The sequence below is a fragment of the Thermomonospora sp. CIF 1 genome (assembly GCF_001896795.1).
GTDB classification, from domain to species: domain Bacteria; phylum Actinomycetota; class Actinomycetes; order Streptosporangiales; family Streptosporangiaceae; genus Thermomonospora; species Thermomonospora curvata.
Genome location: NZ_MOYN02000027.1, coordinates 83,948 through 105,012, shown reverse-complemented (window position 1 = coordinate 105,012; position 21,065 = coordinate 83,948). Strand labels below are relative to the sequence as shown.

Here is a 21,065-nt window from a genome sequence, read left to right as displayed (position 1 = left end):
ACCACTACCATGTTGGAGAATACGGCTTGCCGGGCTACACCCTGCGGACTGCAAAGAGGAGGGCCGGAGGCGTAAGCTGCCACGCCACGATGATGGGATCTGATCACTTGCGCAGGACGTTGCCGTGAGCACGTCCATCATCGAACCCGGCACTCGTCTGTCCGGCCGGTACCGACTTGAGGAACGGGTCAGCCAATCGGGCGGATCCACCCTGTGGAAGGCGACCGACGAGATCCTGGCGCGTGCCGTGGCCGTGCGGACCTTCGACCCGGGGTTCCCCCGCGTCAGCGAGGTGGTCACCGCCGCCCGCGCCGCCAGCCGGCTCACCGATCCCCGCCTCACCCAGGTCTTCGACGCCGACGACAGCGGTGAACAGGCCTATGTGGTCAGCGAGTGGGCGGCCGGCGAGAGCCTGGAGGGCATGCTCAAGCGGGCCCCGCTGGAGCCCGGCCGTGCCGCCACCTTGCTGTATGAGGCGGCCGAGGCCATCGCCGCCGCGCACGCCGCTGGGCTGTCCCATCTGCGGCTGTGCCCCCGCGACCTGCTGTGGACCACCGGCGGCACGGTCAAGCTGCTGGGCGTGGCGGTGGACGCGGTGCTGGCCGACGTCCGCTCCGAGAACCCGGCGCTGGAGGACACCCGCGCGCTGGGCCGCATGCTGTATGCGGCGGTGACCGCCCACTGGCCGGGCGACCCCGCCGACTGCGACCTGCCGCCGGCGCCCAAGGGCGAGGACGGGGCCTACCGGGCCGCCCGCCAGGTGCAGGCCGGGGTCTCGATGCTGCTGGACGGCATCATCTGCCGGGCCGTCGGCCTGCCCGCTCCCGACGGCCGGCCGCCGCTGACCACCCCGGCCGAGCTGGCCGCCGCGCTCAAGAGCGTGCCGCGCACCCCGCTGCCGCTGTTCGCCGGACCCACCGTGGGCCCGCCGCCGGCGGTCGTCCCCAGGCCGTCGCGGCCCGCACCGGCCACCGCGGGCCGCCCGCCCGCCGAGCCGCGGCCGCCCGCGGCCTCCCAGCCGTCCCCGCAGCCCCGGCAGCAGGGCTTCCCGCCCGCCGCCGCGGCCGGTCCCACCCGGCCCACCACGGCGCCGGCGCCCCAGGGCGGGCAGCAGCTCAGCCGGCCGCTGCTGGCCGTCGCCGCCGCGGCCGTCACGGTCATCGTCGGCATCGGCGCCTGGGCACTGTTCGGCGGCGGAAACAAAGACGGCGCCCCGCAGGCCCAGCAGAAGACGCCGACCGCGAGCGCCTCGGCGCGCCCGGCCGCCAAGAAGCTGCCGATCGAGAAGGTCACCAGCCGCTATGAGAACCGGCCGGGGCAGGGCGACCACCCCGACAGCTCCATCGTGCGGACGGTCCGCGCCATCAACGACGGCAAGGAGCGCACCGTCTGGCACTCGCAAAGCTACGCCGACCCGGAGTTCGGCAACTACCTGACCGGCCTGGGCGTGGTGCTGGACATGGGCTCCAGCGTCAGCATCGACCGGATCGAGCTGACCGTGCCGCCCGCGGGCGCCGGCGCGGCGCTGGAGGTCAGCGTCGGCGACAGCAACGTGCGCGAGTCCATGCAGAAGATCGGCGACCGCAGCACCAGCGCCGGGACCTTCCAGATCACGCCCGGCAAGACCGTGCGCGGCCGGTACGTCCTGCTGTGGTTCACCCGGCTGCCTCCCAGCAATAAGGTGCAGGTCGGCGAGGTCGCCGTCTACGGGTGGGCGAACTGAGAGGGCCGCCTGCGGCGGTGCGCGCCGGCCGCTTCCGCCCTTTGGCGAGGGCGCTCGGGACGTTCGGGCGCCGCCCGCCCGGGATGTCCCGCTTGTGCCGGGGCGGCCGGTGATGTGACGGGTCGTGCCCGGCGAGGGCTTAGTCGGTATCGTTCCTGTGAGTGAACATGTCCCCATCCCCCCTGGAAACCGTGGTGTCGTCTCCAATGACCGCTACCGAGAACCAGGACGCTCGGCCGTGGCGTCCGTGAGCGCGTCGCCCGTGGACGAGCTCTCCGACAAGGAGCTGATGTCCCGGCACGCTCAAGGAGACCCGCACGCCTTCGGCCAGCTGATCGTCCGGCACCGGGAACGGATGTGGGCGGTGGCGATGCGGACCCTGGGCGACCAGGAGGAGGCCGCCGACGCCCTGCAGGATGCGTTCCTGTCGGCCTACCGGGCGGCCGGACGGTATCGCGGGGACGCGGCAGTGACCACCTGGCTGCACCGCATCGTGGTCAACGCCTGCCTGGACCGGTTGCGCCGCAAGTCGATCCGCCCGGCCACTCCGCTGGGCGACGAGGCCAAGATCGACGCGCTGGCGCCCAAGCTGCCGGACCCCACCGAGGGGCACGGCACGCTGCTGGAGGTGACCGCGGCGCTCGGTGAGCTGCCGTTCGAGCAGCGGGCCGCGTTGATTCTGGTCGACATGCTGGGGTACGGCGTGGACGATGCGGCGGAGTTCCTGGACGTTCCGCCCGGCACGATCAAGAGCCGCTGCGCCCGCGGCCGGGCCCGCCTGGCCCGCCGGCTGGCGCATCTGCGGAACCGTGCAGGGCGCGCAAACGTCGAAGGTTCGAAGAAGGAGGGAGGTGGCCTGCCCAAGTGAACCCCGCGCACCTGGACTATGAAGCCCTGGCTGACCTGGCCGAGGGGCTGCTCGACGACGATGAAGCCGCCTCCGCCAACGCGCATCTGGACGATTGCGCCCTGTGCCGGGAGCGGTCCGCCGAGATCGCGGACGTCTCCCGGCTGCTGGCGGACGTTTCCGTGCCCCCGATGCCCGAGGAGCTGATCGAACGCATCGACGAGGCCATCCGGGCCGAGGCGGAGAAGTCCGCCCCGGTCGCGAGCCTGCCGCACCGCGCCCTGAAGCGGCAGCGGGCCGGCGGGTGGCGCTCCCGGTTCACCCCGCTGCGGCTGGTCTCGGCCGCCGCGGCCGCGGTGGTCGTGCTCGGCGGCGGGGCGGTCCTCGGGGGCGTCCTGCTCAACGGCTCGCTGAGCGGCGACGACCACGCCTCTCACGTGCCGGCCGACAGCAGCCGGGGCAAGGCCGCGGTGCTGGCCGAGGGGTCTTTCACCGTGCGGCGCAGCGGCACGGTCTACCGCAGCGCCACCTTGGCCCAGCAGGCCGATGAGATGGTCCTCAAGGCCGGCTCCCTGCCCGTCCTGGAGGACTCCCCGGGCCGTCTGGTCGGGTGCGTCGACCAGGTCGCCTTGGGCATCAAGCCGGTGCTGGTCGATGTGGCCCGCTTCGAAGGCCGCGAGGCCACCGTCATCGTGGTGCCCACCGAGGGCTCCACCTGGCGGGTGGTGGTCGTCGGCCCCAAGTGCACCGACACCACCTCCGATGTGATCGAGGAGACCACCATCCCCGCCCACCGCACCACTCCCTGACCGCGCCTTGGGACGACCCGCGCTGCTCGTCCGTCCGCCTCGGCCGGGCCGTCACAGCCCGGCCAGGAAGTCCTCGACGATCCGCCAGGTGCGCTCGGCGGCCTCTGCGTCGTAGTCCGGCAGGTCGGGGTCGGTGTACAGGTGGCCGGCGCCCCGGTAGCGGAAGACCTCCACGTCGGCTCCCGCCCGGCGCATCCGCAGGTACCAGAAGTTGAGCCAGTCGTCGGTCTCATACGGGTCGGGGTCGGCCACGTGCAACTGGACGGGGATGTCGGTCGAGACGTCCTCGGGCAGGTCCGAGGTGCCGTGCAGCAGCACCAGCCCCCGGGCGTGCTCGTCGGCCAGCGCCAGGTTCTGGGCCAGCGCCCCGCCCAGTGAGAACCCGGCGTACACCAGGCCCTGTTCAGAGTGCGGGGCCGCCGCGGCCACCGCCCGGCGCAGCAGCTCGTCCCGGCCCAGTTCCGCCCTGATCTTCTCGGCGTCCTCGGGCGTGTCGGCCACCTTCCCGGCGTACAGGTCCGGGACGTGCACCTCGTGCCCGGCCGCGCGCAGCCGGTCGGCCGCGGCGTGGACGGCCGGGCGCAGCCCGTACATCGAATGCAGCAGCAGGATCCGCGCCACTGTCCCCCCTGTTCGACCGTTTCGGACGGGGGCATCCTCCCACCATCCGGGCCGCAGGGCACGCCGGGAATCCCCCGGCCCTAGGATCGGTTGACGCCACTGGCGGACCCGGTCACGCCAAGGCCGCGCCGGGTGGCGGCGGCCCGAACCGACCGATTTGCAGGGAACGAAAGGCGCACAAGTTGAGCGACGTCCGCAACGTCATCATCATCGGCTCGGGCCCGGCGGGGTATACGGCCGCGATCTACGCGGCGCGGGCCGACCTCAAGCCGCTGGTCTTCGAAGGCTCGGTGACCGCCGGCGGTGCCCTGATGAACACCACCGAGGTGGAGAACTTCCCCGGCTTCCCCGACGGGATCATGGGGCCGGACCTGATGGACAACATGCGCAAGCAGGCCGAGCGGTTCGGCGCCGACCTGATCGCCGATGACGTCACCGAGGTGGACCTGACCGTCCACCCCAAGGTGGTCAAGACCGGCGACACCGAGTACCGGGCCAAGGCGGTGATCATCGCGACCGGCTCCGGCTACCGGGAGCTGGGGCTGGAGAACGAGAAGCGGCTGTCGGGCCGCGGGGTCTCCTGGTGCGCCACCTGTGACGGGTTCTTCTTCCGCGACCAGGACATCGCGGTGGTCGGCGGCGGCGACAGCGCGATGGAGGAGGCCATCTTCCTGACCAAGTTCGCCAAGAGCGTCACCGTGGTGCACCGCCGGGATCAGCTGCGCGCCAGCAAGATCATGCAGGACCGGGCCTTCGCCAACGACAAGATCCGCTTCGTGTGGGACAGCGAGGTGGTGGACATCCTGGGCGAGGACCGGGTGACGGGGGTGCGCGTCCGCAACCGCAAGACCGGCGAGGAGAGCACCCTGCAGGTCACCGGCCTGTTCATCGCGATCGGCCACGACCCGCGCAGCGAGCTGTTCAAGGGCCAGCTCGACATCGATGAAAACGGGTACCTGGTGGTGGACTCCCCCAGCACCCGCACCAAGATCCCGGGGGTGTTCGCTTGCGGCGACGTGGTCGACCACACCTACCGGCAGGCGATCACCGCGGCCGGCAGCGGGTGCGCGGCGGCCATCGACGCCGAGCGCTGGCTGGCCGATCAGGGCGAGGCCGAGCTCGTCCACCAGCCCACCGCCTGATCGTTCCATGTCTGCAGGGCCCCGCCGGACCGGGCTTTCCGGCGGGGCCCCGCTGCGTTGTGGGCGAGTCCAAAACGGTCCGAAGAGAGTGGTGTTTCCCCTGGTGGGGGGTGGACTACCGAATCGAATTCGGATATGAACTTATTGACTTTCACCGTGCCCAGTCGGGAGCATCCCGGCACAGCCCTTGCCAGAGGGCGATCCCGGCAAACGGGCCGATCCGAGGAGGCGCAAGTGCAGACTCGAGCCGCGATCCTGTGGGAGCCACACACCGAGTGGAGCGTCGAGGACATCGAGCTCGACGACCCCAAAGCGGGAGAAGTCAAGATCAAGCTCACGGCGTCGGGTCTGTGTCACTCCGACGAGCACATGGTCACCGGGGACATGGCGATGGACCCCGAGGTGGCCAAACTGATGCAGGTGGAGCAGTACCCGATCATCGGCGGACACGAGGGCGCCGGTGAGGTGGTCGAGGTCGGCCCGGGCGTCACCACCCTCAAGGAGGGCGACCACGTGGTGCTCTCCTTCATCCCGGCCTGCGGCCGCTGCCCCTCCTGCGCGCAGGGCCGCCAGCACATCTGCGACCTGGGCGCGGTGCTGCTGGCCGGGCGTCAGATCAGCGACATGACGGCCCGGCACCACGCCAAGAAGAACGGCGCGGACCTGGGCATCATGTGCTGCACCGGCACGTTCGCCCCCTACACCGTGGTCAACGAGGCCACCTGCATCAAGATCGACCCCTCCATCCCGCTGGACAAGGCCGCCCTGGTCGGCTGCGGGGTGACCACCGGGTGGGGCTCGGCCGTGTACGCCGCCGACGTCCAGCCGGGTGAGACCGTGGTGGTGATCGGGCTGGGCGGCATCGGGATGAACGCGGTGCAGGGCGCGGCCTTCGCCGGCGCCCGCTACGTGGTCGCCGTGGACCCGGTGGAGTGGAAGCGGCAGAAGGCCCTGGAGACCTTCGGCGCCACCCACGCCGCCGCCTCCATCGAGGAGGCCATCTTCCTGGTCAACGAGATCACCTGGGGCGCCAACGCCGAGAAGGTCATCTTGACCACCGGGGTGGCCACCGGCGACCTCATCGCCCCGATGATGAGCATGGTCGCCAAGGGCGGCCGCGGCGTCGTCACCGCGGTGGCCCCGATGTCCCAGGAGGACGTCAAGCTCAACCTGTTCGAGCTGGCCATGACGCGCAAGGAGCTGGTGGGCTGCATCTTCGGCAACGCCAACCCCCGCCGCGACATCCCGCGCCTGCTGCACCTGTACCAGGACGGCAAGCTCAAGCTGGACGAGCTGGTCACCCGGACCTACACCCTGGACGAGATCAACCAGGGCTACCAGGACATGCGCGACGGCAAGAACATCCGCGGCATGATCAAGTACTGAGCCCGACCGGTGCGCCGGGCGTCCCGTCCGGCGCACCGCGCCCGGCATGGGAAAGGCCCGGCCGGAACCGAGTCCGGCCGGGCCTTGTCAGCCGTTCAGCCTTGCACGGCAGGGCTCAGCTCAGCGCTCGACCTCGCCGCGGATGAAGGCCTCCACGGCCTCGCGGGCCTCGTCGTCGCTGTACTGGACCGGCGGGGACTTCATGAAGTAGGAGCTGGCCGACAGGATCGGGCCGCCGATGCCGCGGTCCTTGGCGATCTTGGCGGCGCGGATGGCGTCGATGATCACGCCGGCGGAGTTGGGCGAGTCCCAGACCTCCAGCTTGTACTCCAGGTTCAGCGGGACGTCACCGAAGGCCTTGCCCTCCAGGCGGACGTAGGCCCACTTGCGGTCGTCCAGCCACGGCACGTGGTCGGACGGGCCGATGTGCACGTCGCTCTTGGCCATCTCCCGCGGGATCTGCGAGGTGACCGACTGGGTCTTGGAGATCTTCTTGGACTGGAGCCGGTTGCGCTCCAGCATGTTCATGAAGTCCATGTTGCCGCCGAAGTTGAGCTGGTAGGTGCGCTGCAGCTCAACGCCGCGGTCCTCGAACAGCTTGGCCATCACCCGGTGGGTGATGGTCGCGCCGATCTGCGACTTGATGTCGTCGCCGACGATCGGCACCCCGGCGTCCTCGAACTTCTTGGCCCACTCGGGGTCGGAGGCGATGAACACCGGCAGCGCGTTGACGAACGCCACCCCGGCGTCCAGGGCGCACTGGGCGTAGAAGCGGTCGGCCTCCTCCGAGCCCACCGGCAGGTAGGACACCAGCACGTCGGCCCGGGTGTCCTTGAGGACCTGCACCACGTCCACCGGCTCGGCGTCGGACTCCTCGATCATCTGCCGGTAGTAGTGGCCCAGCCCGTCGAGGGTGTGCCCGCGCTGCACGGTCACCCCGGTCGGCGGGACGTCGCAGATCTTAATGGTGTTGTTCTCGCTGGCGACGATGGCGTCGGCCAGGTCCATGCCGACCTTCTTGGCGTCCACGTCGAAGGCGGCCACGAACTCGATGTCACCGACGTGATAGTCGCCGAAGCGCACGTGCATCAGGCCAGGCACCCGTGAGGCCGGGTCCGCATTCTTGTAGTACTCAACGCCCTGAACGAGCGAAGCGGCGCAATTGCCCACGCCGACGATGGCTACGCGCACCGAACCCATCCGAATGCTCCTTCTCGTGATCAGGTGGGACGTACAACCGGCCTGCTTAACGGTCGTCGTCCGAGCTGGTGTCTGCGGACTTGCCTGACGGCTTCTCCCGCTCGGCCCGCTGGTGCTCTCCTTGTTGCTCGGCGCGTTCCCGGCCGATCAGCTCGTTGAGCCAGCGGACCTCGCGTTCGACGGATTCGAGCCCGTGGTGGTGCAGCTCGAGGGTGTAACTGTCGACCCGTTCCCGGGTCCGCGCCAAGGCGGCGCGGAAGCTCTCCAGCCGCTCCTCCAGCCGGCTGCGCCGGCCTTCGAGAATGCGCAGGCGCACGTCGGCGTCGGTGTGACGGAAGAAGGCGAAGCGCACGCCGAACCCCTCGTCCTCCCACGCCGCCGGGCCCGCCTCGGTGAGCAGCTGCTGGAGCCGCTCCTTACCGTCGGCGGTGAGCTTGTAGACGATCTTCGACCGCCGACTCTGCAGGCTCAGCGCGACATTGGGCTCCTCCGGCCGGTCCTCCACGATCAGCCCCTGCTCCAGGAGCTTCTTGAGGCACGGATAGAGGGACCCGTACGAGAACGCCCTGAACATGCCGAGCAGCGCGTTGAGGCGCTTGCGCAGTTCGTAGCCGTGCATGGGGGCCTCGTGCAGGAGTCCGAGCACGGCGAGCTCCAGCACCTCCGTGCCCCTCCTGCCTGCCATGCCGTCCTCCGCATCCACGACCTCGTTCGCTGCGCGGCGGTCTCGGCCGTCTCGTTCAGATGTATCGCGCCAATGTATCGCTTCGATACATCGATACGATACGTACTCGTTAAGCCTCTTCGCAAGCGGGCATCAACTTCGCGATTTTCCCCGTTGTCGGGACGGGATGCACGGAACCCGGCGCCTTCGTCCGGGCCGGGTTGCGGGAGGGCGCCCACCACGGCGGGGAAGCACCGGTGCCCCGGACCCCGGGGCCGCCCCGGCTGCGGCACGGTGGTCACGCGCTCACAGAGAGAACGATCCCCCTTGCAACGCCTCTGTAAAGCGGACATATGTGACGTCCGCCCCTGCCCCCTTCGGGTGGCCAAGTACCATGACGAGCCGACCGACAAGAGGTGTCCGGTCTGCCGCAAAGGGAGGCTCACCCAATGTCACCTGCGTCTACGGCGACGAACTCGGACCTTATGCCGGTCGTGTCAAGCCAGCCCACTGTGAACTCGCTGACATGGCCCGTGAATATGGTGAATTCTGGGTCTTTGTGGGCGAAGTGTGCGAAGGTTGTACTTGGAACCACTTGACGGTGTCGTACGTCCTCGGTCATGGCACACGGCCCCGCAGCCGGCGGGGACCGATGGCCAAGGGAAGCTGAGGGAACCCGAACCGCTCCGCAACGTCGCGGGGCGACCAGATCGTGCGTTCCTCCACCGGCGGCCTCCCGTGGCCGAGGGCGGGATCGGACGCTGCACGGCGGTCGCCCCCTCATTCGCCTGCGCAGTACTGTCGGACGACGCACCAACGCCGTATCCCAGTAGCCGAACGAGGTCGCGTGAGTTACCCAAGCCAGAACGGACCGCAACGCGGACCGGGAAGAGCGGGGATGCCCGGCGTCCCCACCCCCGGCCACCGGTCCGGTGCATCCGGCGGCATGCCGGGTGGCTCGGCCGGGCGCGGGCGAGCCATGGCATCCGGACCGGGCGGCGCTCCCGGACGCCCCATGGGCCCAGGCCGGCACGGCTCTCCCGGCGCACCCGGCAGCAGGCCTCGCGTTCCCGCGGGCAACCAGATGGGGCCGGGCATGCCCGGCCGTCCTCCTCGTCCCGGCGGCCCGGGCGGGCCCCGGCCGGGCCGTCCCGGCGGCCCGGGAGGCCCCCCCGGACCCCCTGGACCCGGCGGGCCGGGCGGCCGCGGCGGATCGGGCGGCCGCGGCCGGCGCTCCGGCGGCGACAAGCCGGAGAAGACCGGCTGGCGGCGCTTCGTGCCGTCGTGGAAGGTCATGCTCGGCGTGCTGGGCCTGTGCATCCTCAGCTTCTGCACGCTGATCGGAGTGGCGTACGCCATGACGCCGGTGCCCGAGGCCGGCAACGAGGACGCCACCAAGACCGCGGCGATCTTCTACTACGACGACGGCAAGACCGAGATCGGCCGCATCGGCACCAACCGTGAGCTGGTCGATCTCAAGGACGTGCCGCTGCACGTCCAGGAGGCCGTGATCGCGGCCGAGAACCGCAGCTTCCGCACCGACCCGGGCTTTTCCGTCAAGGGCATCCTCCGCGCGGTGTGGGTCAACCTCACCGGCGGCGAGATGCAGGGCGGTTCGACGATCACCCAGCAGCTGGCCAAGAACTACTACCTGTCCAACGAACGGACGATGAGCCGCAAGTTCAAGGAGCTGTTCATCTCCGTCAAACTCGGCCAGCAAAAGGGCAAGGACCAGATTCTCGAGGACTACCTCAACACCATCTACTTCGGCCGGCAGGCATACGGCATTCAGGCCGCGTCCAAGACCTATTTCGGCGTTCCGGTCAACAAGCTGCGCCCCGACCAGGGGGCGATGCTGGCGGCGATCATCCAGCGTCCCGGCCAGCTCGGCACCGAGGACTACGAAAAGGAGACCCTGGACCGCTACCGGTACGTCCTGGACGGCATGGTCAAGACCGGTGCCCTGACCAAGGCCGACTACGACAAGTACCAGGCCCGCCTCCCCAAGACGCGGCCGATCAACAGCGGCCAGACCTTCGCGGGCCAGAACGGCTACATGATCCGGCGGGCGCTCAAGGAGCTGGAGCGCGACCAGGGCATCACCGAGGACGAGATCATCCGCAACGGCCTGCACATCGTCACCACCTTCAACCAGGCCAAGATGAAGGCGGCCCAGTACGCCGCCGAGCGGACGATCTCCTCCCTGCACCCCAAGCGGAAGTCCGAGCACATCCGGGTGGGCATCGCCTCGGTGGAGACCGGCACCGGCCGGGTGGTCGCCTTCTACGGCGGTCCCGACTACCTCAAGCAGGAGTTCGACAACGTGTGGGCGGGCTCCGCGCAGGCCGGGTCGGCGATGAAGCCGTACGTGCTGGCCACCGCCCTGAAGGAGAACTGGAGCCTGAAGACCCTGGTGGAGGGCCGCTCGGGCATCGCCTTCGACAGCCAGGGCAACCCGGTGCCGCCCGGCACGCCCGGGGCCACCATCCCCATCCCCAACGGTCACCGTGAGCCCCCGGCGATCGACCTGATCGAGGCCACCAAGAACTCCATCAACACCGCCTACGTCCAGCTCGGCATGAAGGTCGGGCTGGGCGATGTGATCGAGACCGCGACCGACGCGGGGATCGCCAGCGACCTGCTGGAACCGCACCGCCACGCCTACGGTCTGTCGCTGGGCATCAACGACATCCGCCCGATCGAGCAGGCGGCCGGGTACGCGACGTTCGCCAACGGCGGCACCTACTACCAGCCGCACGTGGTCGACAAGGTCCTCACCAAGGACAAGAAGACCTACAAGACCCTCAAGTGGAAGAAGCGGGAGAACATCTTCTCCAAGGAGGTCGCCGCCGACGTCACCTACGCGATGCAGGCGGTCGTCAACGGCGGCACCGGCACCGCGGCCAAGCTGGCCGACGGGCGGCCGGTGGCGGGCAAGACCGGTACCACCGACAAGAACGTCGCCACCTGGTTCGTCGGCTACATCCCGCAGCTGTCCACCGCGGTGGCGGTCTACAACGACCAGAAGGAGACGCTGGTCCTGGACGGCGCGGTGGTCCAGGGTGGCACCGTCCCGGCCAGGCTGTGGAACGTCTACATGACCCAGGCCACCCGGGGCATGGAGATCCAGCAGTTCCCGCCGCCCGCCTATGTCGGGGTGGCGCAGAAGTTCGCCACCGTGCAGCCGTCTCCCTCGGAGACCCCGATGTGCGAGCCGGGGCAGGAGAGCACCGAAGAGGAGCCCTGCCGGGAGCGGCCGCGCCGGCACCGGCCCTGCATCCCGCCGGGCTGCGGCGGCAACCGGCCGCCGGAGGACAACGACCCGCCCGGTCTGTGCGAGCGCTTCCCGAACGCGCCGGGCTGCCGCAACCCCGGTCCGACGCCGAACCCGAGCCCCAGCGGCGACGGCGGCGGTGACGACGGCGGCGGTGGCCCCGGTGACGGCGGTGGCGGCCCCGGTGACGGTGGCGGTGGCCCCGGTGACGGTGGCGGCGGCCCCGGCATGGGAGGGGCGCAGGCCGTCAGACCGCCCGACTGAGCAAGGGTGCAAGCGGCTGTGGCGGGCCCGTTCGACGGCGGGTCCGCCACAGCCGTTTCACATGGCGGGCTTTATGCCCGGCTTACCTTCGAGGCCGCAGGTTAGGATCCCGTGACGTTGCTCCACGACCACGACAAGGACGCCGCGACGCCCGTCCCGCACAAGGGCGCCGCGGTTTTCTCACGCATCCGGCCCGTCGATCGCCTGGCACTGTCCGTGTGGGCGGGCGCGTGGGCCGGTGTGATGTTCTTCGTCGCGGTCATCCCCAGGGTGCTGCCGACCATCTACGACGGTCGCTCCTATCTGGAACGGTGGGCGCAGTGGGACGCCGTCCGGTTCATCAACCTCGCCACCTACGGCTATGACGGGGTGCCGGGGCAGCCGGACCCCGGGTGGCCGGCCTTCTTCCCCGGCTACCCGCTGCTGTTGCATGCGCTCGGGATGGTGATCCCCGACCTGCGGATCGGCGGGCTGCTGCTGTCGGACTACCGGTTGATCGGGCTGGCGGTCTCGCTGGTGGCCGGGGCGATCGCCATGGTGGCGCTGGCCCGGCTCGGGGAGCGGGAGGGCGGCGCGGGCGCCGGGCGCCGGACGGTGATCGCGCTGCTGGCCGGGCCGCCCGCGGTGTTCCTGTTCGCCGGCTACTCCGAGGCGGTGTTCCTGGCGCTGGCGCTGCCCGCCTGGCTGCTGGCCCGCCAGGGGCGGTGGGCGGCCGCCGCGCTGCTGGCCACCCCGGCCTCCGGGGTGCGGATCACCGGGCTGTTCCTCGCGCTGGCCCTGATCGTGGAGTTCTGGGCGGGCGAGCACGGCCGCCGCGCGGTGGGGTGGCGTCCGGCGGCCTGGCTGGCGCTGCCGTTCACGCCGCTGCTGGCCTACTCCTGCTACCAGTGGACGCGCACCGGAGACTGGCTGGCCTGGCAGCACGCCCAGGAGGCGGGCTGGGACCGGCATCTGGTGTGGCCCTGGGAGTCGTTCATGACCACCTGGCGGGCCGCGTTCCAGACCGACTATGAGTTCACCCTGGCGTTCCGGATCGAGATGTTCGCCGCGCTGGTCGGCGTCCTGCTGTGCGGGTACCTGCTGGTCAGACGGTGCTGGCCGGAGCTGACCTACGTGGGGCTGCAGCTGGCGGCGCTGCTGCTGTCGTCGTACTACCTGTCGGTGGGGCGGGCCATGCTGCTGTGGTGGCCGCTGTGGATCGCCCTGGGGCGGCTGGGCGCCCGCCGTCCTGCGCTGTATGCGGCCATCGTGGCGGCCTCCGTGCCGTTCGCGGTCCTGATGCTGCTCACCTTCACCTCGGGAGGCTGGGCGGGCTGACCGGGAGGAGGCCCGGCTGTGCCGAGGGACGGCGTCGCCGTCGCCGGGTCAGGCGGGGAAGCGCCGGTCAGAGGAGAAAAACGGCCAGGACCACGGCGACGACCGCGAGTGCGTCGACCACCGCGAAGATCCCCCACGACCAGGCCACCAGTTTGCGGGCGCTCTGCGGGTCGGTCTGCACCCGCTCCAGCCCTCTGTCGTTGAGGACGATGCCCAGTACCCCCAGGGGCAGGGCGGCGAAGACGGCCAGTGTGCCCAGCACGAAGGCGATCGGGACGGCCCTGGGGGTGAGCGTGCCGTCGGCCTGGACGCCGAGCGGCAGTCGGGTCGTCCCGGGGGCGGGGGCTCCGGTCATGGCGTCACCTCGGGGTGGGGTGGTGTCCGAAAGGTATGACCCGGGACACACTTCCCTAAACCCTCGGCGGCCCGCCGGGGCCGGGGTCAGGTGAGCGCGGCGCGCAGCAGGGCGATGTCGGCGGCCTGACCGGCCGGAGGGGTCTCCACCACCACCGGGGCCCCGGCCGACCGCACCACCGACACGATCAGCTCGGTGTCGATCGTGCCGCTTTCCAGGTTGGCGTGCCGGTCGGCGCCCGAGCCGAAGGCGTCCCGGCTGTTGTTGCAGTGCACCAGGTCGATCCGGCCGGTGATCGCCTTGATCCGGTCGACCACGTCGATCAGTTCCTCGCCGGCCGCGTGCGCATGGCAGGTGTCCAGGCAAAAACCGAGCTTGCCGTCGATGCCGGGGACCTGGCCCAGCACCTCCCACAGCCGGGCGATCCGGTCGAGCCGGCGGGCCATGGCGTTGCCGCCGCCCGCGGTGTTCTCGATGTAGATCGGGATCGGGCAGTCGATCCGCTCGAAGACCTTGCGCCAGTTCTCAAAGCCCACCTCGGGGTCGTCGCCGGACAGCACGTGCCCCCCGTGCACGATCAGCGCCTTGGCGCCGATCTGAGCGGCGGCCTGCAGCTGCTCGCTGAGGATCCGGCGGCTGGGCACCCGGATCCGGTTGTTGGAGGTGGCCACGTTGACCACGTACGGGGCGTGGATGTAGACGTCCACCCCGGACCCGTCCAGTTCGGCGACCGCCTCGGGCACCACCGGCTTCTTCCAGCCCTGCGGATCGCCGAGGAAGAACTGCACGACCTCCGCCCCGACGGCGCGGGCGCCCGCCAGGGGGTCGTGCTGGTCGACGTGGGCTCCGATGCGCATGAACTCGAGCCTAGCCGTCGCAGGTGACAGCGGGCGCCCGGTGGCCGCGGCCCGCCCGGATCACAGGGAGAAGCCGCCGTGGCGCAGGGCGAAGGCGGCCCCGACGAACGCGCAGATCATCGCGATGACGTTGAAGAAGCGTTCACCCGTGGTGTCCGAGATGAGCTGCGCGTACAGCGCGACCGGCAGCCCGATCACCCCGGCCAGCGCGCCGAAGAAGTGGGTGGCCGGGATGAATCCCAGCACCAGCGCGGCCACTCCCAGCACGAAGGCGGTCAAGGTCAGGGCGTTCTGCAGCGGGTGGCGTCCGCCGTCGGTGTTGAGCAGCCGGCGGCCGCGCCGCTTTTCGAGAGTGTCCGGCATGGGGAGCACCCCTCTCCTGGCTGGGGACAGGGACTGAACCTTTTCCAACATGTGGCCCAAGGCCCGGGGACGGGACCCTCGAGGGTCTCCGGCGCCGTGACGCTGCGGGTCACGGCTTCGCCTCAGACTGCGAGGCCCCGTCTCGGCCTGCGGAGACGTCGTGTTGGAAAAGGTTCACTGGCCGGGTGAGGATGCCCGCCCCGGCCGCCGTCAATCCAGAGCGGGGGGAGGCTATGCGGCCGGTTGCCGTTCCGGCGGCGCCACGGCCGAGAATGTCGGTGCCTGCAGGTAGTCTCGGAGATGACTTCGAACATCGCTTCGAATCATGAACGGATTCGAAAGGTGCCCGATGGACAACAGGGATCTCGCGCTCATCGGCGACGCGGAGCTCATCGAGGAACTGTCGATGCTGACCACCCAGACGGCCCGGATGCGGGCCCGCATGGCCGACATCATGGCCGAGCTGGACCGCCGTCGCGCAGCCGGCGCGGGACGCCCCGCCGGGCCGGCCCACCGGGTTCGGCGATGAACTTTCCAGTTGGCCTCGCCAAGGTCCGGCCCTTGGTAGCCTGGATCGGTTCCCGCAGGCCGCGTCCCAGCAGCGCGGCCCGCGGCCGGCGCCAGAGCCCTCCTGTCACGGAAGCGCCGTGACCGCATCAGTCCAGAGGAGGTAGGGACACAACATGCGTCGCTACGAAGTCATGGTCATCCTCGACCCCTCGATCGAGGAACGGGCCGTCGCCCCCTCGCTCGACCAGTTCCTCAGCGTCGTCAAGAACGGCGGCGGCACGGTGGAGAAGGTCGACATCTGGGGTCGCAGGCGGCTGGCCTACGACATCCAGAAGAAGAGCGAGGGCATCTACGCGGTCGTCGACCTGACCGCCGAACCCGCCGTCGTCAAGGAACTGGACCGCCAGCTCAACCTGAGCGAGTCGGTTCTGCGTACCAAGGTCATCCGCCCCGAGGTCCACTGAACACCCTCTTACGGTGGGCCGCCCCGACAGATGGAGCCAGCCCCATGGCAGCAGGCGACACTCAGATAACACTCGTCGGGAACCTCGTCGAGGACCCGAACCTGCGCTTCACCCCTAGCGGACAGGCGGTGGCGACCTTCCGCGTCGCCTCCACGCCGCGCTTTTACGACCGGCAGAGCGGGGAGTGGAAGGACGGCGAAGCCCTCTTCCTGACCTGCAATGTCTGGCGGCAGGCGGCCGAGAACGTGGCCGAGAGCCTGACCCGCGGCATGCGGGTGATCGTGCAGGGTCGCCTGAGGCAGCGGTCGTATGAGACCCGTGAGGGCGAAAGGCGCACCGTCTACGAGGTGGAGGTCGACGAGGTCGGCCCGTCGCTGCGCAACGCCACCGCCAAGGTCAACAAGACCCAGCGGCAGGGCGGCGGCTTCGGCGGCGGCGGGGGCTTTGACTCCGGGGGCGGCTTCGGCGGAGCTCCCGCCGGTGCCGGCGCTCCGGGAGGAGCGCCCGCCGACCCCTGGGCCACCGGCGGCGGTTTTTCCGACGACCCTCCGTTCTAGGCGAGCGCCCGCTGGTCCTGGGCGCGGCCCGGCCGGCCGCCGTCGCAGGACCGGGCGCCGCGAAAGCGGGCTCGCTTTCGTCCGGGTGAGAGCGAGCCGAACGTTCCGCCTTCGGGCGGGACGAGAACCAAGGCCCTCCGGCCGTGGGTCGGCCCGTGAACGGGTCGGCGTGCGGCCTTGCAAGAGGGGTCACTGACCGACAGACCATTCCCGCGCAAGCGGGGCTCTCGAACAGGAGCACCACGATGGCCAAGTCACCGCCGCGCAAGCCCAAGAAGAAGGTTTGCGTGTTCTGCCAGGAGAAGATCTCCTACGTCGACTACAAGGACACCGGCCTGCTGCGCAAGTTCATCTCCGACCGCGGCAAGATCCGTGCCCGCCGGGTGACCGGTAACTGCACCCAGCACCAGCGGGACGTCGCCACCGCGATCAAGAACGCCCGTGAGATGGCGCTGCTGCCCTACACCAGCACCGCGCGCTGAGGGGAGGACGTTCGATGAAGCTCATTCTCACTCAGCAGGTCAGCGGGCTCGGTGAGCCGGGCGACGTGGTCGAGGTCAAGGACGGCTACGGGCGCAACTACCTGGTGCCCCGCGGGCTGGCGATCCGCTGGACCCGCGGCGCCCAGCGGGAGGTCGACGCGATCAAGAAGGCCCGCGCGGCCCGTGAGATCGCCACTTTGGAGCAGGCCCGCGAGGTCGCCGAGCAGCTCGGCTCCCTGAAGGTGGTGCTGCGCAGCCGGGCCGGCTCCGGCGGCCGGCTGTTCGGCTCGGTGACCGCCGCCGACATCGTCGAGGCCGTCAAGGGCGCCGGGGGTCCGGAGCTGGACAAGCGCCGCATCGAGATCCGCAACCCCATCAAGACGCTCGGGGCCCACAAGGTCACCGTCCGGCTGCACCCCGAGGTCAGCGCCACCATCGACCTCAACGTGGCCGCCGCCTGAGGCACGCCGCACGGCAGGCCCGCTCGCAGACCGCTAAGCGGCCGGGACCTTCCGGATGCGCCGGGGAGAGGCATCACTCCCCAAGCTCCCGGAGGGCTCCCGGCCGTTTTGCGTGCATCGCGCGACCATGACCTGCCAGGCCTTGGAGACTTTGCCGGAGAACGGCTCGGGGTCTCCGCCGAGACGGCGCACTCGGGGAGCCGGCCTTCATCGCACCGAGGTCAACGATCGGCGCCGTCGAGATGCGGTGATGGGGCAGGAGGTGCGCGGACGTGGCGCCGCCGGTTTCGGGCGCCGGCGTCCGCCGGCCGGTCCCGGCGTGCCGCTGCCCGAAAGCGGTGGGGCTCAAGTGGGCGTTCCTTTTCGCTGAGAAACCTCGCCGATCTTTTCACCGGGCGACCGCAAGCGCCGACGGCAAAGCCCTGACGCCGCCCGGAGCTGCGACGTCCCTGACGGCCGGGCTGCTGCATACGAGCCGTGGGGCGGCGTGTTGAAAGATTCTCTGAGGAAACCCCGTCAAGCTCCTTTTGGATTCTGCGTGCGGGCTTTGCAGAGCCGAGGCCGAGCTGACGGAAACCCTTCGGAGAAAGTCACGGAAGCGGTGCCGGACCAGGTGGTTCACCGATGCTCCGTTGACCATTGGAGAGGGCGGTGAAAAACATTTGGCGGTGAGATCGAGTTGGAGGAATTTCAGCTGCCGATGTGCTGAGAGTGCAGCGTTCGAAATCCGGTTCCTGCCGTCGGTAATGGATGTCCGTTGTCCGTCAAGAGTCGGCGTAGACGCTTCGGCGGCATCCTTCCGGTCGCTACCTTCCGTAGCCGGATCGTGCGGCGGAAGGGGGACTTGTGACCGCATGTTCGCAGGGCTGGATCAGCCGCCGGACGTTTTTGAGCAGCGCGGCGGGGACCGGGCTGATCATGGCGTTTCCGCTGGTCGATCAGGCCGAGGCGGCGGAGCGGGGAGGCGGGGACACCCGGCGGCTGCTTCGCGTGCACGCCCGTGAACAGTGGGACGCCAGGCCGCCGCGGCAGCGGGCGCAGATTCTCAACCGGCCCCCGAACCGCATCGTCATTCATCACACGGCGACCGCCAACACCAAGGACTATTCACTGGAGCATGCATACCGCTTGTCGCGCCTGCTGCAGCGATTCCACATGGAACGCAACGGCTGGGACGACATCGGGGAACAGCTCACGATCAGCAGAGGCGGTCATGTGATGGAGGGGCGCAACCACACCCTGGCGGCCATCAAATCCGGCCGTCATGTGGTGGGCGCCCAGGTACGTGGCCACAACCACCACACCATCGGCATCGAGAGCGAAGGCACCTACTCCAACGCCCCGATCCCGGCGCCGCTGTGGTATTCGCTGGTGGACACATGCGTGTGGCTGTGCCACGCCTATGATCTCAACCCTTTCCTCGCGATTCGGGGCCATCGCGACTTCAATGCCACCGAATGCCCGGGCGATGTCCTGTACGCGGCGCTGCCCTACCTCCGCAAGGAGGTCGCCCGCCGTCTGCGGCGGCTGAACAAGTGGCTGCCGGCGCACGGCACCCGCCCCATCAGGCCGAACATCAAGGTCCCGGCGTTCCCGAAGCCGCCGCCACCGCCGAAGCCGCCGAAGATCCCCATCGTGGGCCGGACGAAGAACCGCACCGGCCGATGACCTCCTGACCGCGCGGCTTCACCGCCTGGTCCGGCGAGAGGCCCGAGTGAGGCGTTCCCGGCGATTCGGTGCCTTGGAGGACGGCGAGAGGGCCGAGGCCAGAGCGAGGTCCCTGGTGGGGTGCGGCAGGACGTCACCGGGCCGTACCGCTCACGGCCAGAGATGGGGAGAGAAGACGGCTGGGCCCGGCCGGTCGCGCCACGGCCCTGGCCGGGGGTGTCACGGTGCGAGGCGGGGTTCACTGAGAAAACTTCAGGGGGCTGCAGCGTTCTGCTGAGGGCGGTCTTTTCAGCGTGCGGCTTCGAGCGCCGGGGGCGGAAGGGCTTGGCGGCGCCCGGCGCTGTGATGAGCCTTTCCGGCCTGTGGTCTTGGAGGGCCGGGACGGGAGCCCTGAGGTCGGGACGCCGCAGCTCACGGCGTCGTCCCCGACCGCGGTGCCCCGTCCCGGCCCTCCGGGGAACGAGGTGGTGAAAGGCTCAGCGGACGGATCGGATCAGCACTCCGCAGGGGTGTAGCGGGTCCGGCGACGGGCGATTTCGGGGTCGATCCCCTCTACCAGCGACCAGATCCCGGCGACCCGCTCGGCCAGCGTCTCAGGTGGCAGGCCGACCAGCCCTTCGGTCGCCAGCTCGTCGATCGCCTGGGCCAGCCGGGCCAGCCGTTCACCCTTGTTGGAACACATGTTCGAATCTTAGCGGAGCCCGCTCGTTGTTCGAGCATATTTTCGAAAAGCTGTCACCAGGGTCACGCCGGTCAGCCGCGCACCGCACCGGTCACCAGCCACGCCTCGCCGCGCGCCCGCAGGCCGAGCGTGACCAGCCGGGTGAGCATCCACAGCCCGAGCGCCGTCCACAGGCCCGTCAGCCCGGTCTCCAGCCGGTAGGCCGCCAGCGCGGCCGGCAGGAACACCGCCGTCGCCAGGGCGGTGGTGGCCGCCAGGTACCGCATGTCGCCGGCGCCGATCAGCACCCCGTCCAGGACGAACACCACCCCGGCGACCGGCTGCAGCGCCGCCACCGCCAGCAGCGCCGCCAGCAGCGCCGAGCGCACCCCCTCATCGGAGGTGAACAGCGCCGGCAGGTACGGCCGCGCCGCCAGCACCGCCACGGCGAAGAACAGCCCGCTGAGCACTCCCCACTCCACCATGCGCCGGGTGGCCGCGCGCGCCCCGGCCGCGTCCCCGGCGCCCAGGTAGCGCCCGGTGATGGCCTGCCCGGCGATGGCGATGGCGTCGTGGGTGAACGCCAGCAGCGTCCAGATCTGGAAGCTCACCGGGTAGGCGGCGGTCTCGTCGGTGCCCATCCGGGCGGCCACCGCCGTGCCGGCGATCAGCACCAGGCGCAGCGCCAGCGTCCGGATCAGCAGGTGCACGCCGGAGGAGACGGCGGCGTGCAGTCCCGCCCGCGAGGGCCGCACGGAGGCGCCGTGCCGCCGGGCCCCGCGCAGCACCACGGCCGCGTACACCGCGGCCCCGCCGGTCTGCGCGATCACCGTCCCCCAGGCCGAGCCCGCGATCCCCCAGCCCAGGACGAGGACGAAGACGGCGTTCAGGACGAGGTTGAGGGCGAAGGAGCCGACCGAGACGTAAAGCGGTGTGCGGGCGTCCTGCAGCCCGCGCAGCACCCCGGTGCCGGCCAGGATCACCAGCATCGCGGGGATGCCCAGCAGGCTGATGCGCAGGTAGGTCTCGGCGTGCGGGGCGACCTCGGCGTTGGCGCCGAACGCCGCGACGATCCGGCCGGTGAGCGGCAGGCCCGCGGCGACGATCGCGCCGCCGAGCGCCAGCGCCAGCCACATGCCGTCGATGCCCTGCCGCAGCGCCGCCCGCAGATCGCCGGCGCCGACCCGCCTGGCCACGGCGGCGGTGGTGCCGTAGGCCAGGAACACGAACACATAGACCAGCGCGGCCAGGGCCTGCCCGGCGACGCCGAGCCCGCCCAGCGGCGCCGGGCCGAGGCGGCCGACGATCGCGCTGTCGGCCAGCAGGAACAGCGGCTCGGCCACCAGAGCGCCGAAGGCGGGGACGGCCAGACGCCAGATCTCGCGGTCGTGGGGGTGGCGCAGGGGAGGGCGGATGCGCCAGGCGGCGGGAAGGGGCATG

22 protein-coding genes and 1 pseudogene are annotated in these 21,065 nt (G+C 70.4%); 15 read left to right on the top strand and 8 right to left on the bottom strand.

Going from position 1 to position 21,065, the window contains the following annotated elements; translation table 11 throughout:
• The first annotated feature begins 124 nt into the window (after positions 1–124).
• The 3 genes from BUE48_RS24305 (at position 125) to BUE48_RS24295 (ending at position 3,379) form a co-directional block, all read left to right on the top strand.
• Positions 125–1,723: a phosphopeptide-binding protein gene (locus BUE48_RS24305; protein ID WP_012855260.1), complete on the top strand. Its 1,599-nt coding sequence runs from the start codon at positions 125–127 to the stop codon at positions 1,721–1,723.
• A 238-nt stretch (positions 1,724–1,961) separates the two neighbouring features.
• On the top strand, positions 1,962–2,591 hold the full coding sequence (gene sigM, locus BUE48_RS24300) for an RNA polymerase sigma factor SigM (protein ID WP_012855259.1): 630 nt from the start codon (positions 1,962–1,964) through the stop codon (positions 2,589–2,591).
• Complete coding sequence (locus BUE48_RS24295) at positions 2,588–3,379, top strand: anti-sigma factor family protein (RefSeq protein ID WP_286991130.1); 792 nt, start codon at positions 2,588–2,590, stop codon at positions 3,377–3,379. The genes sigM and BUE48_RS24295 overlap by 4 nt, the downstream gene beginning before the upstream one ends.
• 51 nt (positions 3,380–3,430) lie before the next feature.
• On the opposite strand, the gene BUE48_RS24290 is transcribed toward BUE48_RS24295, so the two are convergent.
• Entirely contained in the window at positions 3,431–4,000 is a 570-nt protein-coding gene (locus BUE48_RS24290) for a dienelactone hydrolase family protein (protein ID WP_012855257.1), read from the bottom strand.
• Between the two features lie 182 nt (positions 4,001–4,182).
• Between BUE48_RS24290 and trxB the strand changes: the two genes are divergently transcribed.
• Complete coding sequence (trxB, locus tag BUE48_RS24285) at positions 4,183–5,142, top strand: thioredoxin-disulfide reductase (RefSeq protein WP_012855256.1); 960 nt, start codon at positions 4,183–4,185, stop codon at positions 5,140–5,142.
• 234 nt (positions 5,143–5,376) lie between these two features.
• A complete protein-coding gene (locus BUE48_RS24280; RefSeq protein ID WP_012855255.1) occupies positions 5,377–6,528 on the top strand; it encodes an NDMA-dependent alcohol dehydrogenase in 1,152 nt (383 codons plus the stop codon).
• Between the two features lie 120 nt (positions 6,529–6,648).
• Here BUE48_RS24280 and BUE48_RS24275 read toward each other — a convergent pair whose 3' ends face one another.
• Both BUE48_RS24275 and BUE48_RS24270 read right to left on the bottom strand, forming a co-directional pair.
• Positions 6,649–7,728, bottom strand: a complete 1,080-nt coding sequence (locus BUE48_RS24275) for an inositol-3-phosphate synthase (protein WP_286991129.1) — start codon at positions 7,726–7,728, stop codon at positions 6,649–6,651.
• Positions 7,729–7,774: 46 nt separating this feature from the next.
• A complete protein-coding gene (locus tag BUE48_RS24270) occupies positions 7,775–8,413 on the bottom strand; it encodes a PadR family transcriptional regulator (protein ID WP_012855253.1) in 639 nt (212 codons plus the stop codon).
• Positions 8,414–8,485: 72 nt separating this feature from the next.
• Between BUE48_RS24270 and BUE48_RS24580 the strand changes: the two are divergent.
• From BUE48_RS24580 to BUE48_RS24260, 4 genes and pseudogenes are all read left to right on the top strand, one after another.
• Positions 8,486–8,836: pseudogene (locus tag BUE48_RS24580) on the top strand (DUF5318 family protein); the annotation flags it as partial.
• Positions 8,787–9,062 carry a DUF5318 family protein gene (locus tag BUE48_RS24575; RefSeq protein ID WP_217265430.1) on the top strand — a complete coding sequence of 92 codons (276 nt, stop codon included), beginning with the start codon at positions 8,787–8,789 and terminating at the stop codon, positions 9,060–9,062. The pseudogene BUE48_RS24580 and the gene BUE48_RS24575, both read left to right, overlap by 50 nt.
• A gap of 426 nt (positions 9,063–9,488) precedes the next feature.
• Positions 9,489–11,930 (top strand): transglycosylase domain-containing protein, encoded by a 2,442-nt coding sequence (locus BUE48_RS24265; protein ID WP_286991128.1) that lies wholly within the window; start codon positions 9,489–9,491, stop codon positions 11,928–11,930.
• A gap of 111 nt (positions 11,931–12,041) precedes the next feature.
• Complete coding sequence (locus tag BUE48_RS24260) at positions 12,042–13,247, top strand: mannosyltransferase family protein (RefSeq protein WP_286991127.1); 1,206 nt, start codon at positions 12,042–12,044, stop codon at positions 13,245–13,247.
• Between the two features lie 67 nt (positions 13,248–13,314).
• Here BUE48_RS24260 and BUE48_RS24255 read toward each other — a convergent pair whose 3' ends face one another.
• The 3 genes from BUE48_RS24255 to BUE48_RS24245 all read right to left on the bottom strand — a co-directional run bounded on the left by BUE48_RS24255 (position 13,315) and on the right by BUE48_RS24245 (position 14,822).
• Entirely contained in the window at positions 13,315–13,602 is a 288-nt protein-coding gene (locus BUE48_RS24255; RefSeq protein ID WP_286991126.1) for a hypothetical protein, read from the bottom strand.
• Between the two features lie 86 nt (positions 13,603–13,688).
• Positions 13,689–14,459, bottom strand: coding sequence for a deoxyribonuclease IV (locus tag BUE48_RS24250; RefSeq protein ID WP_012855249.1), 771 nt, complete (start codon positions 14,457–14,459; stop codon positions 13,689–13,691).
• A 60-nt stretch (positions 14,460–14,519) separates the two neighbouring features.
• Entirely contained in the window at positions 14,520–14,822 is a 303-nt protein-coding gene (locus tag BUE48_RS24245; RefSeq protein WP_012855248.1) for a hypothetical protein, read from the bottom strand.
• Between the two features lie 349 nt (positions 14,823–15,171).
• Here BUE48_RS24245 and BUE48_RS24240 point away from each other — a divergent pair, with 349 nt between their 5' ends.
• The 6 genes from BUE48_RS24240 to BUE48_RS24215 all read left to right on the top strand — a co-directional run bounded on the left by BUE48_RS24240 (position 15,172) and on the right by BUE48_RS24215 (position 18,964).
• Positions 15,172–15,351 (top strand): hypothetical protein, encoded by a 180-nt coding sequence (locus BUE48_RS24240; protein WP_012855247.1) that lies wholly within the window; start codon positions 15,172–15,174, stop codon positions 15,349–15,351.
• A gap of 154 nt (positions 15,352–15,505) precedes the next feature.
• A complete protein-coding gene (gene rpsF, locus BUE48_RS24235) occupies positions 15,506–15,796 on the top strand; it encodes a 30S ribosomal protein S6 (RefSeq protein WP_012855246.1) in 291 nt (96 codons plus the stop codon).
• Between the two features lie 44 nt (positions 15,797–15,840).
• Positions 15,841–16,353 (top strand): single-stranded DNA-binding protein, encoded by a 513-nt coding sequence (locus BUE48_RS24230; protein ID WP_012855245.1) that lies wholly within the window; start codon positions 15,841–15,843, stop codon positions 16,351–16,353.
• A gap of 245 nt (positions 16,354–16,598) precedes the next feature.
• On the top strand, positions 16,599–16,835 hold the full coding sequence (gene rpsR, locus BUE48_RS24225) for a 30S ribosomal protein S18 (protein WP_012855244.1): 237 nt from the start codon (positions 16,599–16,601) through the stop codon (positions 16,833–16,835).
• 14 nt (positions 16,836–16,849) lie between these two features.
• Positions 16,850–17,296 carry a 50S ribosomal protein L9 gene (rplI, locus tag BUE48_RS24220; protein WP_012855243.1) on the top strand — a complete coding sequence of 149 codons (447 nt, stop codon included), beginning with the start codon at positions 16,850–16,852 and terminating at the stop codon, positions 17,294–17,296.
• 846 nt (positions 17,297–18,142) lie between these two features.
• Entirely contained in the window at positions 18,143–18,964 is an 822-nt protein-coding gene (locus tag BUE48_RS24215) for a peptidoglycan recognition protein family protein (protein ID WP_012855242.1), read from the top strand.
• A gap of 493 nt (positions 18,965–19,457) precedes the next feature.
• Here BUE48_RS24215 and BUE48_RS24210 read toward each other — a convergent pair whose 3' ends face one another.
• The gene (locus BUE48_RS24210) at positions 19,458–19,646 is read right to left on the bottom strand and encodes a hypothetical protein (RefSeq protein ID WP_012855241.1); all 189 of its coding nucleotides are present in this window, start codon (positions 19,644–19,646) and stop codon (positions 19,458–19,460) included.
• A gap of 71 nt (positions 19,647–19,717) precedes the next feature.
• A complete protein-coding gene (locus BUE48_RS24205; RefSeq protein WP_286991125.1) occupies positions 19,718–21,064 on the bottom strand; it encodes an MATE family efflux transporter in 1,347 nt (448 codons plus the stop codon).
• Position 21,065 lies beyond the last annotated feature (1 nt).